Source organism: Weizmannia acidilactici, from assembly GCF_008974185.1.
Taxonomy (GTDB): Bacteria; Bacillota; Bacilli; order Bacillales; family Bacillaceae_C; genus Weizmannia; species Weizmannia acidilactici.
Window position 1 is genome coordinate 1 of sequence record NZ_BKZP01000002.1, and the last position, 13,647, is coordinate 13,647.

General features: G+C 46.4%; 17 protein-coding genes and 1 other annotated feature. Of the genes, 7 read left to right on the forward strand and 10 right to left on the reverse strand.

Annotated elements, in window-relative coordinates; translation table 11 throughout:
• On the reverse strand, positions 1-323 hold a 323-nt coding region (locus tag BpJC4_RS01005; protein ID WP_172968340.1), incomplete at its 3' end, for a transposase.
• Positions 324-717: 394 nt separating this feature from the next.
• Here BpJC4_RS01005 and BpJC4_RS01010 point away from each other — a divergent pair.
• Both BpJC4_RS01010 and trpS read left to right on the forward strand, forming a co-directional pair.
• Complete coding sequence (locus BpJC4_RS01010) at positions 718-1,050, forward strand: DUF3899 domain-containing protein (protein ID WP_151679740.1); 333 nt, start codon at positions 718-720, stop codon at positions 1,048-1,050.
• A gap of 53 nt (positions 1,051-1,103) precedes the next feature.
• Positions 1,104-1,345 (forward strand) — a binding site (T-box leader).
• Between the two features lie 62 nt (positions 1,346-1,407).
• Positions 1,408-2,400: a tryptophan--tRNA ligase gene (gene trpS, locus BpJC4_RS01015; protein WP_151679741.1), complete on the forward strand. Its 993-nt coding sequence runs from the start codon at positions 1,408-1,410 to the stop codon at positions 2,398-2,400.
• Between the two features lie 43 nt (positions 2,401-2,443).
• Here the strand turns inward: trpS and BpJC4_RS01020 are convergent, their stop codons facing one another.
• The 4 genes from BpJC4_RS01020 to BpJC4_RS01035 all read right to left on the reverse strand — a co-directional run bounded on the left by BpJC4_RS01020 (position 2,444) and on the right by BpJC4_RS01035 (position 6,566).
• Positions 2,444-3,196, reverse strand: coding sequence for a YjbA family protein (locus BpJC4_RS01020; RefSeq protein ID WP_151679742.1), 753 nt, complete (start codon positions 3,194-3,196; stop codon positions 2,444-2,446).
• Between the two features lie 127 nt (positions 3,197-3,323).
• Positions 3,324-4,100 (reverse strand): DUF2268 domain-containing putative Zn-dependent protease, encoded by a 777-nt coding sequence (locus BpJC4_RS01025; protein WP_151697429.1) that lies wholly within the window; start codon positions 4,098-4,100, stop codon positions 3,324-3,326.
• A 177-nt stretch (positions 4,101-4,277) separates the two neighbouring features.
• Complete coding sequence (gene fabF / locus BpJC4_RS01030) at positions 4,278-5,519, reverse strand: beta-ketoacyl-ACP synthase II (protein WP_151679744.1); 1,242 nt, start codon at positions 5,517-5,519, stop codon at positions 4,278-4,280.
• 108 nt (positions 5,520-5,627) lie between these two features.
• Positions 5,628-6,566 (reverse strand): beta-ketoacyl-ACP synthase III, encoded by a 939-nt coding sequence (locus BpJC4_RS01035; RefSeq protein WP_151679745.1) that lies wholly within the window; start codon positions 6,564-6,566, stop codon positions 5,628-5,630.
• Positions 6,567-6,805: 239 nt separating this feature from the next.
• On the opposite strand from BpJC4_RS01035, the gene BpJC4_RS01040 reads away from it, so the two are divergent.
• On the forward strand, positions 6,806-7,075 hold the full coding sequence (locus BpJC4_RS01040; RefSeq protein WP_151679746.1) for a hypothetical protein: 270 nt from the start codon (positions 6,806-6,808) through the stop codon (positions 7,073-7,075).
• On the opposite strand, the gene BpJC4_RS01045 is transcribed toward BpJC4_RS01040, so the two are convergent.
• On the reverse strand, positions 7,072-7,851 hold the full coding sequence (locus BpJC4_RS01045) for an NAD-dependent epimerase/dehydratase family protein (RefSeq protein WP_151679747.1): 780 nt from the start codon (positions 7,849-7,851) through the stop codon (positions 7,072-7,074). The two genes, BpJC4_RS01040 and BpJC4_RS01045, sit on opposite strands and share 4 nt — an antisense overlap.
• A 180-nt stretch (positions 7,852-8,031) precedes the next feature.
• Between BpJC4_RS01045 and BpJC4_RS01050 the strand changes: the two genes are divergently transcribed.
• On the forward strand, positions 8,032-8,214 hold the full coding sequence (locus BpJC4_RS01050) for a YjzD family protein (protein WP_151679748.1): 183 nt from the start codon (positions 8,032-8,034) through the stop codon (positions 8,212-8,214).
• Positions 8,215-8,261: 47 nt separating this feature from the next.
• On the opposite strand, the gene clpB is transcribed toward BpJC4_RS01050, so the two are convergent.
• From clpB to BpJC4_RS01065, 3 genes are all read right to left on the reverse strand, one after another.
• The gene (gene clpB, locus BpJC4_RS01055) at positions 8,262-10,862 is read right to left on the reverse strand and encodes an ATP-dependent chaperone ClpB (RefSeq protein ID WP_151679749.1); all 2,601 of its coding nucleotides are present in this window, start codon (positions 10,860-10,862) and stop codon (positions 8,262-8,264) included.
• A 224-nt stretch (positions 10,863-11,086) separates the two neighbouring features.
• Positions 11,087-11,266, reverse strand: a complete 180-nt coding sequence (locus BpJC4_RS01060) for a YjzC family protein (RefSeq protein WP_151679750.1) — start codon at positions 11,264-11,266, stop codon at positions 11,087-11,089.
• 155 nt (positions 11,267-11,421) lie between these two features.
• Positions 11,422-11,730: a metal-sulfur cluster assembly factor gene (locus BpJC4_RS01065; protein WP_151679751.1), complete on the reverse strand. Its 309-nt coding sequence runs from the start codon at positions 11,728-11,730 to the stop codon at positions 11,422-11,424.
• A gap of 185 nt (positions 11,731-11,915) precedes the next feature.
• On the opposite strand from BpJC4_RS01065, the gene BpJC4_RS01070 reads away from it, so the two are divergent.
• The 3 genes from BpJC4_RS01070 to BpJC4_RS01075 all read left to right on the forward strand — a co-directional run bounded on the left by BpJC4_RS01070 (position 11,916) and on the right by BpJC4_RS01075 (position 13,179).
• On the forward strand, positions 11,916-12,749 hold the full coding sequence (locus tag BpJC4_RS01070; RefSeq protein ID WP_151679752.1) for a Cof-type HAD-IIB family hydrolase: 834 nt from the start codon (positions 11,916-11,918) through the stop codon (positions 12,747-12,749).
• Between the two features lie 83 nt (positions 12,750-12,832).
• The gene (locus BpJC4_RS16005) at positions 12,833-12,982 is read left to right on the forward strand and encodes a hypothetical protein (protein ID WP_172967525.1); all 150 of its coding nucleotides are present in this window, start codon (positions 12,833-12,835) and stop codon (positions 12,980-12,982) included.
• Complete coding sequence (locus BpJC4_RS01075; RefSeq protein WP_151679753.1) at positions 12,982-13,179, forward strand: DUF3813 domain-containing protein; 198 nt, start codon at positions 12,982-12,984, stop codon at positions 13,177-13,179. The genes BpJC4_RS16005 and BpJC4_RS01075 overlap by 1 nt, the downstream gene beginning before the upstream one ends.
• 16 nt (positions 13,180-13,195) lie before the next feature.
• On the opposite strand, the gene BpJC4_RS01080 is transcribed toward BpJC4_RS01075, so the two are convergent.
• Positions 13,196-13,639 (reverse strand): BsuPI-related putative proteinase inhibitor, encoded by a 444-nt coding sequence (locus tag BpJC4_RS01080; RefSeq protein ID WP_151679754.1) that lies wholly within the window; start codon positions 13,637-13,639, stop codon positions 13,196-13,198.
• Positions 13,640-13,647: the final 8 nt, after the last annotated feature.

The following is a 13,647-nucleotide window of genomic DNA, read 5'->3' on the forward strand; positions in this document are numbered from 1 at the left end:
ATCGTAAGCCAGGAATAAGAGGATTCAGAAGGCGTATTGTCCGATACAAGAAAACCGCAGTTTAGCTTGAAGGTAATGTCTTCATTTAAACGTTTCACAAGATCCTTAACGGTTGGGATTCGTTCAACATAACGGACGAAAACTGAAATAATCATGGCGGCATAGTTTAATTCTTCAGGTGCACCAAGATGGGACTTCTTGGTTACTGAATGGCAGATTTTATTAAGATTTATAGCTGAAATAATGGCATCGTAACGATGGGTAGGTTCCATTTCGTATAATTCCTGGATGCCAAATAAACTCATTTGTCGTATAATGGTCACAGGGAGTGTCCCTCCAGTCTTTTTTGTTTTTTTCGTTAATTACCGTTATACAAGACTTGGGGAGGTACTTCCTTTTTTATGTTTTGAAAACCTTTGGACACAAGGACTTGGAATTTTGAAATTCACTCATTTAAATATTCTTTGCTAAATTTTTTACCAAGTCCCTTATGAACAACTGATTTCTAATATTTTTTTGCGCAGGCTTTTCCTTTATCTTTCCTTCTTTAAACATTTATGCAACATAATTTACGGTATGCGTGACATTTTTAATTTTTTTATTTCTTGAAATAAATTTAATTTAACTTATAAATATGTTTCGACATGTCTGGTAGTTTTCTATTTTGTTGTGTTCCTGTATAATGGACGAAAATGCTTGTTGCTGAAAGGTGAGCATATGTTTAAAAAGCTTGTCTATTGGTTTTTGTCTTCCCAGTTGCTTGTTTTCATCTGTTCTTTCACGTTTTATAAGCGGATCGACCTGCTTTGTTATATTAATACATCTTTTACAATCGGGGCGCTCTTGATCTTTTTTTCCTTGTCGGTTTTTATGCTCCGTACAGGTTTTTTTGATGCTTTTTTCTACGGTTTCCAGCGACTGTCGTCCAGATTTGACGGAGAAGTCCGTCCGCTGTCCAAACTGGTCTCGATTCACGTGCAAATGCCGTTTTTAACCGGCGTTGTGATGATGATTTTCATGGCAATTGCCCTTTTTCTGCAAAGTTCGTAAAGATTTCGCATTTTGACTTTTTTGCTTAATTTGATTATAATGGTGGCGGTACGTGAAAAGCGATGAGAAAGAATAGTACATTTGCCAGGGCATTTTAGAGAGTTTGTGGTTGGTGGGAACAAACATGCCGGGCAGATGGAATGGGCTTTCGAGCTCCGGGGATGAACGGATATTTTACCCTATTAGTTTCCGGCGTTTGCCTTGCGTTAACAAGGCCCCAATTTTTTGGAACTAAGCGGCCCGGCGTAAAGGGCACTTAGGGTGGCACCGCGGATCTATCCCATTCGTCCCTATTTGGATGAATGGTTTTTTATTTTTATGGAAAAATTTCAGCATGTCTTAGGAGGAAAAAGCAAAATGAGAACCATTTTTTCAGGCATCCAGCCGAGCGGAACGATCCATATCGGCAACTATCTTGGCGCAATGAAGCAGTTTGTTGAACTGCAGGACAGTTTTAATTGCTATTTTTGCATTGTGGACCAGCATGCCATCACCGTGCCGCAGGATCGGCTTGCGTTGCGCAAAAACATCCGAAGCCTTGCCGCTTTTTATGTCGCTGTCGGCATTGATCCGAAGAAAGCAACGCTGTTTATCCAATCAGAAGTACCGGCACATGCCCAGGCCGGATGGATGCTGCAGTGCGTTTCCTATATCGGAGAATTGGAAAGGATGACGCAGTTTAAAGACAAATCGGCAGGAAAAGAAGGCGTATCGGCCGGCCTATTGACATACCCGCCGCTGATGGCTGCTGATATCCTGCTATACAGCACAGATCTTGTGCCGGTCGGTGAAGACCAGAAACAGCATTTGGAATTGACGAGGGATTTGGCGGAAAGATTTAATAAACGGTATTTGGAAATTTTTACATTGCCTGACATCAAGCTCTCTGAATCAGGCGCACGGATCATGTCCCTGCAGGATCCGACAAAAAAAATGAGTAAATCCGATCCGAATAAGAAAGCCTTTATTTCACTTCTTGATGACCCGAAACTGGTCGATAAAAAAATTAAAAGCGCCGTTACCGATTCGGACGGCGTCGTGAGATATGATAAGGTAAACAAACCAGGCATCTCCAATCTGCTCGTTATCTACTCCAACTTCAGCGGCCTGTCCATTGAAGAATTGGAAAGGAAATACGAGGGGGTCGGTTACGGGGCATTTAAAGCTGACCTTGTGGATGTAATCAATGATGCGCTTGCCCCGATCCAGCACCGTTATTACGAACTGATTGAATCGGAGGAATTGGACCGCATTTTGGATGAAGGCGCGGAAAAAGCTAATATTGTGGCAGGAAAAATGCTGAAGAAAATGGAAAATGCAATGGGGCTCGGCAGGAAAAAACGCCACTGAACCAATGCAAAAAACGAGTTGCGATTTAGTACGCAACTCGTTTTTACATGAGTTCGCTTTTTTCATTGTGTTCAAGTTCCCAAAGTTTTTCAAAGAACGGTTGTCCTTTTATCAAGTTTTCGCACAACTGCTCGTGTTTTTCAGACCACCCTGTTTTTGTTTCCTCATAAAGCCGCTCCCACACAAGATCAAAATCCATAAATTGAATTTGTTCATATTTTTCCGGCGACCATTCAGTATACCAATACCGCACTTCCGCCGTATTCTTAGAAGAATAAAGCTGGTCAAGGGCCATAAACAGCAGCTGCTTTAACTGCCTTTCCCTTCTCGTCAGCCCCTGCATGCATTCCGGTGAAGGGGATAAAATATGGTATTCTTTCGGTTTGGCGTTTTTTTCAAAATGGTAAGAAACCGGCTCATGTCCCACTATCATATCATACACAAGCTGTTCCTGCCGCGGGATAAGCCTGCTTTTCCGGATCGGCAGCGTATAGCCGATCGTATCGACAGCCAATATTCCCTTGCCATCCGTTACGACAAAACAATAATCAAGCTGGATCCTTTCATGGTTTTTGCGCAATATCCCTTTTTGATAAACATCGTTCAGCAACGTCTGCGGCAATTCCGCCAAATCATTTTCAATGTAATCATAAAGAAGCGTGTCCACATATAAAAGAGGGACCTGGTCAAGCAGTTCAATGACATCATCCCGGCGCCATTCATGAAAAGGGCAGACATTATATCCGTTTTCCTCCCCCTCGAACCAGTTGACCCATACATCGTGAAGATACAGCATTGATAACCCCCCGTAAACTCTATTTGTCATTCAGTATAGGCAGGGAGCAGTTAAATTATTCCTATGCCGCCGCCAAAAAGGAAGATGGGGGAAGCTGCCGGCACTATATCTTTCAGCAGGCAACCCCCTATTTAAAATTTTTTGTAAGGAATGTTTCGGATGCGAGGCCTATGCATTTTGCAGTAGAAAAAGCATGTGTATTCTTAAATTCTTCTATGAGGAAATACCCGAGCGCATACCCCATCATGTTTGGCACGTACCTTCTCCCGAAAAGCAGGTCATCGTGGATTTTCTCGCTTTTTTTCCTTTCAAGGTTTTCCGCAAAAAATCGGTGCCACGCCTGCATCTTCTGCCTGCCCGTATACAGCCTGGACGTTCCTGAAATATATTCCTCCCCTAAGTATTCGAGCACGGCATGTTCCGCCAGGCCTTCAAATACAAGAGAATCGAGCAACGTATATTCCATAAGCGGCTGTTTCAGCCGGGACATGCGCGCAGCATGATGGTATTCATGGATCAAAAGTGCCTCCCATTCTTTTTCGTCCCGTACCGGCCCCAAGAACAGGAAAACGGCATCCGGCAGCGTGACGCCTGATTTTCCCCTGCTTTTTCGGAACCCGAATCCGTTTCCCGCACGGATCGGGAATATATAAATATCCGGGTCCGGCCCTTTCCACAGCTTTTGATACTTTGCTTTAAGTGCCGCGATTTTTTCCCACGCATTCTTTTCTTTCAACGATAGAAAAGTCTGTTTCGACTGTCCTGAAGGCCGGTACATGCCGAAGCTTTGCAAGTACCGGTAAAAATCTTTCACGTCTTTTCCGGCCTGTTTGATGTTTTTGCAAAACACTTCCGGCCTTCCAAAATCTTCCTCCATCCACCTGTCTGTACGTATGACGCCCATAACGCCCCCCCTTCTGTTTGCTTCTATTGTATTAGCGGGGAACGCGTTTTATTGATCAGATTTAAAGCACATTTTGAAATAACTAAAACTTTCCCGATTGCATAAAAAAAGGAGTGCCCCGGGCCGGCCTACCGGCTCTTGGGACAGCCCCTTGACGTTCTTTATAAAAGACGAAGGTTAATCTTCGTATTTTTTAAATGCCAGTGTCGCGTTATGGCCGCCGAATCCGAGCGAGTTGCTGAGCGCCACTTTGACTTCCTGCTTGCGGGATTCATCCGGCACGTAATCCAAATCGCATTCCGGGTCCGGCGCTTCAATATTGATCGTCGGCGGTAGGATACCTTCGTTGATTGCCAGTACGGTAAAGATAGCTTCAATCCCCCCCGCTGCGCCGAGCAGATGCCCGGTCATGGATTTTGTCGAGCTTATGGCAAGTTTATAAGCATGGTCGCCAAAAACTTCTTTTATAGCCATCGTTTCATATTTATCATTATACTGCGTACTTGTGCCGTGGGCATTAATATAGCCGACTTCGCTTGGGGTGATCCCTGCGTCGTCAAGCGCCATTTTCATTGCACGCGCGCCGCCTTCCCCGCCTGGAGCTGGCGCCGTAATATGGTATGCATCGCCGGTTGCCCCGTAGCCGATGACTTCCGCATAAATTTTTGCCCCGCGCTTTTTCGCATGTTCCAATTCTTCGAGCACCACAATCCCGGCGCCTTCTCCAATGACAAACCCGTCGCGGTTTAAGTCAAACGGGCGGCTTGCCGTATTCGGGTCCGGATTGGTCGAGAGCGCGGTGTTTGCGCAAAATCCCGCCAGCGACATATTTGTAATCGGTGCTTCTGCGCCGCCGGTAATCATCACGTCGCAGTCTCCACGCTGGATGACCTTAAATGCATCGCCGATCGAGTTCGTTCCCGTTGCACAGGCGGTTACGGTACAGGAATTGATGCCTTTTGCGCCGAGTAAAATGGAGACCTGCCCAGCCGCCATATCCGGGATCATCATCGGGACAAAAAACGGGCTCACACGCCGGTATCCGCGTTTTTGGAAGATTTCAAACTGGTTTTCGTACGTTTCCATGCCGCCGATCCCGGATCCGATCCAGACGCCGACACGGGTTGCGTTTTCCTCGTTAATCGTAAGGTTCGCATCTTTTACCGCCATTATCGCGGATGCGACGGCATAATGCGTAAAGCGGTCCATTTTGCGTGCTTCTTTGCGCTCAATAAACTCTTCAATATTAAAATCTTTCACTTCAGCAGCCACTTTTGCCGGAAACTGGTCCGCATTCAGCCTTGTCAGCGGCCCGATCCCGGACTTTCCGTTTACTACGTTCTGCCAGGCTGTCCGCGCATCATTTCCGACCGGTGTAACAGCCCCAATTCCAGTGACAACCACTCTTCTGTTTTCCATTTTTCCATCTCCTTTTCCAGGTACAAGAAGACCGGTAATGTTTAAGTATCATGCGATAAATCCGTCAAAATTTTACAGCTTTGAAAGGCTGCTGTGCCAAAGCGGGGGTTATTTCCCCCATCTTACCAGTACAGCACCCCATGTCAATCCGCCTCCAAACCCGACCATCAAAACAAGATCGTCATCTTTGATCTTGCCTTCTTCCAGTTCATCCACTAATGAGATCGGAATGGAAGCAGCGGAAGTATTTCCGTATTTATGGATCGTTTTCGACATTTTTTCAACAGGCAGGCCAAGCCTTTCCCTCGCTGATTCCATGATACGGATATTTGCCTGGTGCGGGATTAAGAAATTTACATCCTCTTTTTTCACCCCGGCCTTTTCAATCACGCGCAGGCTCGATTCTCCCATTTGGCGGACGGCAAACTTAAATACTTCGCGGCCGTTCATGACAATATGCCCGTTTTTATCTTCATACAAATATTTGCCGCCGGAGCCGTCCGAACCGAGTTCAAAAGCAAGAATGCCCCTTCCTTCCGAAACCGGACCGATGACGGCGGCACCTGCCCCGTCGCCAAAAAGCACAGCCGTACTGCGGTCTTCCCAGTTCGTGATTTTGGATAATTTTTCAACACCTACAATTAAAACATATTTATACGTATTCGTCTCAATAAATTGCTTGGCTGTCGCCATGGCGTACATAAATCCGGAGCATGCCGCGCTTAAGTCCATCGCCGCTGCCTTCTTCGCGCCAAGGCGGTCCTGCAAAATATTCGAAACGGTCGGGAACGGCTGGTCCGGCGTAATGGTCGCTACAAGGATTAAATCAATTTCTTCAGGGGAAATGCCTGCATTTTTTATCGATTTTACAGCCGCTTCATAGGCCATATCAGACGTCTCGATTTCATCCGGCGCGATCCTGCGCTCTACAATCCCCGTCCTTGTCCGGATCCATTCATCGGACGTATCCATCATTTTTTCAAAATCAAAGTTTGTCAAAACCTTTTCAGGATTATACTTCCCAACACCGATAATGCCAGCATTCATTTCGTATTCCTTCTTTCCAAATTAAAATAGTCAAAGTTTATCATATACGAATGATTCTTATAGTTATTATTATGACCTGCTCCTAATTATATCAAAGCGGTGTTTTCTTGTCACCCCCGGCCAGTGTTCTATTGCGGATGGGCCAATGGCGCGGTCGAAACCGTTTTTTCGTCATATGCTGTAGTAGAAAAGACGCCCGGATTTCAGACAATAAAAAGAAGCCGAAAGGGAGTGAGAAAATGGGTGAACACAAAAAAGTCCATCCTTTTGACCAAATGTTTTTTCCACGCAGGAACCAGGTGCAATTGCCAGAAAGCACCGATGAAAAAATAGAAGATGGAATAGCCGGCAGTTTATTTAACCATCCATTTTTCCAAAACATTGATATCGAAGCACTGTTGGAGAATGCTGATAAGCTGTTTGAGGCAATTGATGAGTTGAAGCCTTTGTTCCGAAAAATGGCCCCTATCGTTGAAAAACTTCTTTCCAATATCGGAAAAGGGGATTAATTACTTGTTTTAATATTCTTTCCCATATATGCCATTTGCTTTGAGATGGCCTCTTTATATGAAATCGACGGCTGGACCGTTATGCCTTCCATCTCCCGGACGGAAACAAGCCTGTTTTCCGGAAGCGGGCGGCTGCCATAGCCATCTTTGGCCAAAAAGCGGGCAACGGGCTCCCATCCGTTTCCATCCGGGCTTTTCAAATAAAAAGTTTTCCCGGTTCGTCCTTTTTCCAGCACTTGCACAATTGCTTTAGCTGCATCACCGGCGTATAACGCATCACGATCATCGTATTGCAGATCCGGATCAAGATTTCCGTTTATCATTTGTGAAAATGCCATCCGGCTTGGCTGTCCGGGGCCGTACAAAGTCGGGACAAAAAAGGTCATGGTTTCTATATAATCGGTTAAGCTCCGGGGAATCCAGCCCGCTTTTTCCGTGCTTTCCGCCAAATGGTTTGGGAGGATTAGCGCCAAACGTTCCATCCTGTTGGAAAAATTTCCTAAGCAAGAACAGACAGTTTGCAAATCCTCCCGGGCGTTTTGGACATAATAGTCGTAAACCGGCAGGCAGCAAGTAAAATCACTTTCAACCGAAAGCTCGCTGGTTGGCTGATAAATGGCATTCGCATTTCTGCCGATTTCCATCCATTTTTCCCCATCTATGCCGCCGGACGCTTTACTATCAGCTGCCATAACCGGATATCCAGCATCAAGCAGCGCCTTGCACAGTTCAAATCCGGCAAATTGCAGGGCGCCGAGGACAAGCACTTGATCCATAGGAACCCTCCATGAACATTTATTTTTAAGCTTATGCGGACTCGGCTATAAAGATTCATTGCCGTCGACGGTGTTTTTAGATGGCAACGGGCAAATATCTGCCTCTTTACAATTTATTGCGCTGTGATATGATAAAAGGAGACATTGCATAGGAGTCCATTTGAATTTGGGGTGAAAATCATGAAATACATTTTTACAATCTTTTGGGTATTTTTGCTAACCGAGATGCTTGGATATGTCGGAAGCGCCATCACAAATTCTACATACCATGTAAAAACGATGGCCATCATGTCGCTTGTCATTACAGCTGCGGTTTTGATTGTCAATGCAGCGTTGCCAAAACATGTAAAAGCGGAAGAATAAAATCTATCCGGCGCTGCCTGATTCGGGCAGCGCCGGATTGTTTAAGTTTAAGGCTTCAGATTTTCGGCCGTAATCGTAAGCTGCCCGTTTTTCACATCGATCCTTACAATTTCATTTGGGCGTACCGTTCCCGAGATAATTTCTTTTGCCAGTTTTGTCTCGATTTGGTGCTGGATAAAGCGTTTCAGCGGCCTTGCGCCGTATACAGGGTCATAGGCCGATTCGGCGATCCATTTTTTCGCGTCATCGGAAAGCGAGAGCCGGATTAACTGCTCTCTTAGGCGGCCGGCCAGTTCTTTCATTAATTTATCGACAATGCCCATCATATCGTCCATGCTGAGCGGCTTAAATAAAATAATATCGTCAATTCTGTTTAAAAATTCTGGACGGAATGAGGCGCGCAGCTGCGCCATGACTGCATTTTTCGTGTCTTCGTCGATTTCCCCGCCCTTTATATCAAGCAGATAAGAAGAACCAATATTGGATGTCATAATAATGATCGCATTTTTAAAATCGACTGTTCTCCCCTGCGAGTCGGTAATCCGGCCGTCGTCGAGTACCTGCAGGAGGATGTTGAACACTTCCGGATGGGCTTTTTCAATTTCATCAAGCAGAATGACAGAATACGGTTTCCGTCTGACCGCTTCTGTTAACTGCCCGCCTTCTTCATAGCCGACATATCCCGGAGGCGCGCCGATCAGACGGGATACGGAATATTTTTCCATATACTCGCTCATGTCGATCCGGACCATATGGTTTTCGTCATCGAATAAATGCTGTGCGAGCGCTTTTGCGAGTTCAGTTTTCCCGACGCCGGTCGGTCCGAGAAAGATAAAGGAGCCGATCGGGCGGTTCGGGTCTTTCATACCAGCACGCGCCCTGAGGACAGCATCGCTCACAAGGCGGACAGCTTCATCCTGGCCGATCACCCGCTCATGCAGGATGCTTTCCAGTTTCAATAGTTTTTCCCGCTCGCCTTCCACAATTTTTGCCACCGGAATGCCTGTCCAGCGCGCCACAATATTGGCAATTTCTTCTTCCGTGACTTCTTCCCGCAGCAGCCTTGTCTTTCCTTCATTTTCGGCCATTTGCTTTTCCAGCTGCTTTAGTTCTTTTTCAACAGCAGGGATTTTTCCGTGCCGCAGCTCAGCGGCTTTATTCAAATCATACTGATTTTCGGCTTCTTGCAGGTCGCGCCGGTATTTTTCCAGTAGTTCACGTTTCTCTTGGACTTTCTGCAGATCCGCTTTTTCGGACTGCCATTTGGCGCGCATCGTGTCCACTTCTTCTTTCAAATCAGCGAGTTCTTTCCGCAATATACCCAGCCGTTCTTTGCTCGCATCATCCGTCTCCTTTTGCAGGGCGGCTTCTTCAATTTCAAGCTGCATGAGTCGTCTCGTCACTTCATCAAGTTCGCTTGGCATTGAATCCATTTCGACGCGGATGTTTGCGCATGCTTCATCCACCAAATCAATCGCTTTATCCGGCAAAAAACGGTCGGTAATGTAGCGATTTGATAATGTTGCGGCCGCGACAAGCGCTTTATCATGGATGCGGACGCCATGATGGATTTCAAAGCGTTCCTTTAATCCCCGTAAAATCGAAATGGTATCCTCCACATCCGGCTCCTGGACAAGCACCTGCTGGAACCGGCGCTCAAGGGCGGCATCTTTTTCAATATACTGCCGGTATTCATTAAGCGTTGTTGCCCCGATGCAATGCAGCTCGCCGCGGGCCAGCATCGGCTTCAGCATATTGCCGGCATCCATCGCCCCTTCCGTCTTACCGGCACCGACAATCGTATGCAGCTCATCGATGAAAAGCAAAATCTGTCCGTTGCTTTTTTTGATTTCCTGCAGCACCGCCTTTAATCGTTCTTCAAATTCCCCCCTGAACTTCGCGCCTGCAACAAGCGCCCCGATATCCAGAGAAAAAATGGTTTTATCTTTTAAACCTTCCGGGACGTCTTTGCGGACAATCCGCTGCGCAAGCCCTTCGACGATCGCCGTTTTCCCGACGCCAGGCTCCCCGATCAAGACAGGATTGTTTTTCGTTTTGCGCGACAAGATCCGGATCACATTCCGGATTTCCGCATCCCGGCCGATGACTGGGTCCACCTTGCCTTCTTTAACGGCTTCAACAAGGTTCACCCCATATTTTTTTAAAACGTTATAGGTTGCTTCCGGGTTTTGCGAGGCCACCCTTTGATTCCCCCTTACTTTTTTGATTACCTGCAAAAGTTTTTCTTTCGTAATCCGCCTGCGCTTTAAAAAGCGGGAAATGTCATCGTGCTCCAAGTCCATCAAAGCGAGCGCCAAATGTTCCACTGAAATATACTCATCCTGAAACGAGTGCATTTCCTTCTCTGCCAGACGGAACAATTCCAAAAGCGATGAAGACAAATACGGTGCTGCACTTTGCCCAGCCACTTCCGGCTTTTTCAAAAGCGCCTCATCAATTGTCCTGGCCATTTCTTCTTGTACGATACCGGCTCCTTTGTATATCGTTAAAAGCAGGCTGTCGGGCTTTTCCAGCAGCACTTTCCATAAATGGGCGGTATCCATTTCCGGATGGTGCTTTTCAGCGGCCATCTGCTGGGCCCCCGCCAAACCTTCCTGGACCGTAACCGTCATGCGGTTGATATCCATATTTTCACCTCCGTTATCCTTATTTTACCTTTTTCCAAGTCCCTGTTAAATTTTTCTGTTGGATTTTTGCTAAAATTTCGCCCTGAACACACGGCGAACCTCCCCCATTTCCCATGTCCCGGTTCCGCCGCACGCTTTCACCCCAAGCTTCCCGCAAATCTCATGCTACTTAAGGAACCTTTTCAGAAAGCGACATCAAAAAAACGGGGAGATTCCCCGTTTTTTTAAGGTTTCCGTTTCCGCGTCCAATGGCGTTCATCATTTGATGTTTCCGGAAACCGGTCTCCTTTATGGAGGTGGATGCTTTTCGGGTTTACGACCGGATCGCCGTTTTCGCCGACTTCCACATATACCCCGTTATTCGGCGCTTTGCTTCCAGGATGAAACCGATTGCTTTGTCCCAAAGAAATGCCCTCCTTTTTGATTGTCAGCATTAGTTTGGACAGCGCCTCGCCAAAGCATGAGCGCATTTTTTTGCCATGGATTCTGTCATGGAGATATTCGCTCTCTTGCGCCCATAAAAAAACGGCCAGAAAAAGGCCGTCCGCATCAATATTCTTCAGTTGATCCCGAGCGCAATTTTTGCGTAGCGGGACATACGGTCTTTTGTCCATGGCGGATCCCATACTATGTTGACATGGGTATCCTTGACTTCCGGAATATCCTGTACAGCCATTTGGACCTGGTCAACAATAATGCTCGCCAACGGGCAGCCAATTGCCGTCAGTGTCATCGTGACTGTCAGGCACCCTTTTTCGTCAAGCTCAAGATCATATACAAGCCCAAGATTTACAATATCTATACCGATTTCAGGGTCAATCACCTGTTCAAGCGCGCCCATAATATTCTCTTTTAATGACTCATCCATGGTTTTCAACCTCCTCCGTATTCTTATCATAACAAAATTGCATTCAATATAAAAATAAAAATTCTTTACATCATTTTAACATCCCGCTCTGTACGTTTGCAGGAAAAATGCTATATTGTTTAGTATAGTTAATTATCGTGAAATTGCATGTATATTGACTATCATTTCAAAAAGGAGCAAATGCGATGCCGCAACCTTATTTAATTGCTTTGGATCTGGATGGTACACTGTTAAATGATGAGAAAACCATTTCCCCGAAAACGAAATCCGTTCTGAAAAAGGCAAAAGCAGAAGGCCACATTGTCATGATATCCACAGGCCGCCCTTTCCGTTCAAGCCAGCCGTATTATAACGAACTGGAGCTCGATACGCCGATTGTCAATTTCAACGGCGCTTTTATCCACCACCCGAAAAACAGGAGCTGGGGCATCTACCACGAGCCGATGCCGCTTGAGGTGGTGAAATCGATCGTGGAAACATGCGGCGATTTCCGGCTTTATAATATTGTTGCCGAAGTAAAAGATGATGTGTATTTGCATTACCATGACGAAAAGTTGCTTGAAATTTTCCGGATCGGTGACCCGAATGTAACGACCGGAAATTTGATCAGTTTTCTGAAAGACGAGCCGACCTCCATGCTCATCCACGCCGCAAAGGAAGATGTTCCGGAAATACGCAAATATTTAAGCGATGTCCATGCGGAAGTCGTCGACCATAGGCGTTGGGGGGCGCCATGGCATATTATTGAGATCATCAGGGCCGGGCTGAATAAAGCAGTCGGCGTCAAAAAAGTTGCCGACTCATACGGCATCCCGAAAGAACGGATCATTGCTTTCGGGGATGAAGACAATGACATGGAATTGATCGAGTACGCCGGCATCGGGATTGCGATGGGCAATGCCATCCCTGCCTTGAAAAATATTGCGGACGAAACGACCCTCTCCAATACGGAAGACGGCATCGGCGTATTTTTGGAGGAAGCGCTGAATTTGAAGTCGAAAAAAGGGGAAAGCGCATAATCCCGGCCCGATGTTCCTATACTATAAGCGGGCGCGGGATTGTACCCCGCGTACCCTTACGAGCATAAAAGGCGGTGTTTCGTTTGGGCAGAAGCAGCAAATCGAAACGATTTGTCCAGCAGGGAAAAGATGCAGTAAAAAAGCATGATGAAAGGTTCCCATATTACTCCACATTGGTCGAAGCAGAAACAAACAGGAGCCGGGAAGATGCTGTATCGGGGAGCCTCCTGTAATGGCCAACCGATTATTCAGGCAGGCAAGGCAATTTGTCGAACTGGCGAAAGAAACGGCCGCCAAGGGAACTGATGAAGAGAAAACCGAAACGATCCAAAAAGCGAAAAACGCCTTATCCAGCGCATACGCCAACTCTACACTTGCTGAAAAGGTGCAGTTGCGCGAAATGCAGGACGAACTCGGAAAATTGGAATAGCTGCCGGCTTCGGCAGCTATTTCTTATGGATCGTAAACTGCAGTTCCGTTTGCACATGCCCGCCAGATTTCCCGTTTATTTTCGAAGAAAGCAGAACGGCTTTTACCGTGTACGTCCCCGCCCCCCCTTTCCAATTTTCAACCCATGTTTTCCGTTCGCCTTTTTTTAATGTGAGATGCTGGAAGGCCTGCAGATAAAATTTTCCTTTTCCAAACGTGTACACCGGCTTCCCTGTTTCATCATAAATCGTAAAATCGTACAACTTGCTTGTAGGGAACTCCAAATGCATTTCCTCTTCTGTACGATTTGCCGCGGTTAGACGTATTTCGACGTTGCAGCCCTTTTGAACGGCTTCTACAGAAAAATCCGGAACCATTTTTCCCTCTCCTTTTGCCGCGCCCGGAATGGCCATGATAACAGCAAACATCAGCCATAACATGCCCACTTTTTTCCAAAGCATGACCTGAC

Coding starts and splice junctions, on each gene's coding strand:
- clpB (WP_151679749.1), bottom strand. CDS start 10,862: ATGGATATCAACCGCATGACGGTTACGGTCCAGGAAGGTTTGGCGGGG.
- trpS (WP_151679741.1), top strand. CDS start 1,408: ATGAGAACCATTTTTTCAGGCATCCAGCCGAGCGGAACGATCCATATC.
- BpJC4_RS01035 (WP_151679745.1), bottom strand. CDS start 6,566: ATGAATGCTGGCATTATCGGTGTTGGGAAGTATAATCCTGAAAAGGTT.
- BpJC4_RS01075 (WP_151679753.1), top strand. CDS start 12,982: ATGGCCAACCGATTATTCAGGCAGGCAAGGCAATTTGTCGAACTGGCG.
- BpJC4_RS01020 (WP_151679742.1), bottom strand. CDS start 3,196: ATGCTGTATCTTCACGATGTATGGGTCAACTGGTTCGAGGGGGAGGAA.
- BpJC4_RS01070 (WP_151679752.1), top strand. CDS start 11,916: ATGCCGCAACCTTATTTAATTGCTTTGGATCTGGATGGTACACTGTTA.
- BpJC4_RS01050 (WP_151679748.1), top strand. CDS start 8,032: ATGAAATACATTTTTACAATCTTTTGGGTATTTTTGCTAACCGAGATG.
- BpJC4_RS01080 (WP_151679754.1), bottom strand. CDS start 13,639: ATGCTTTGGAAAAAAGTGGGCATGTTATGGCTGATGTTTGCTGTTATC.
- BpJC4_RS01045 (WP_151679747.1), bottom strand. CDS start 7,851: ATGGATCAAGTGCTTGTCCTCGGCGCCCTGCAATTTGCCGGATTTGAA.
- BpJC4_RS01010 (WP_151679740.1), top strand. CDS start 718: ATGTTTAAAAAGCTTGTCTATTGGTTTTTGTCTTCCCAGTTGCTTGTT.
- fabF (WP_151679744.1), bottom strand. CDS start 5,519: ATGGAAAACAGAAGAGTGGTTGTCACTGGAATTGGGGCTGTTACACCG.
- BpJC4_RS01040 (WP_151679746.1), top strand. CDS start 6,806: ATGGGTGAACACAAAAAAGTCCATCCTTTTGACCAAATGTTTTTTCCA.
- BpJC4_RS01025 (WP_151697429.1), bottom strand. CDS start 4,100: ATGGGCGTCATACGTACAGACAGGTGGATGGAGGAAGATTTTGGAAGG.
- BpJC4_RS01065 (WP_151679751.1), bottom strand. CDS start 11,730: ATGGATGAGTCATTAAAAGAGAATATTATGGGCGCGCTTGAACAGGTG.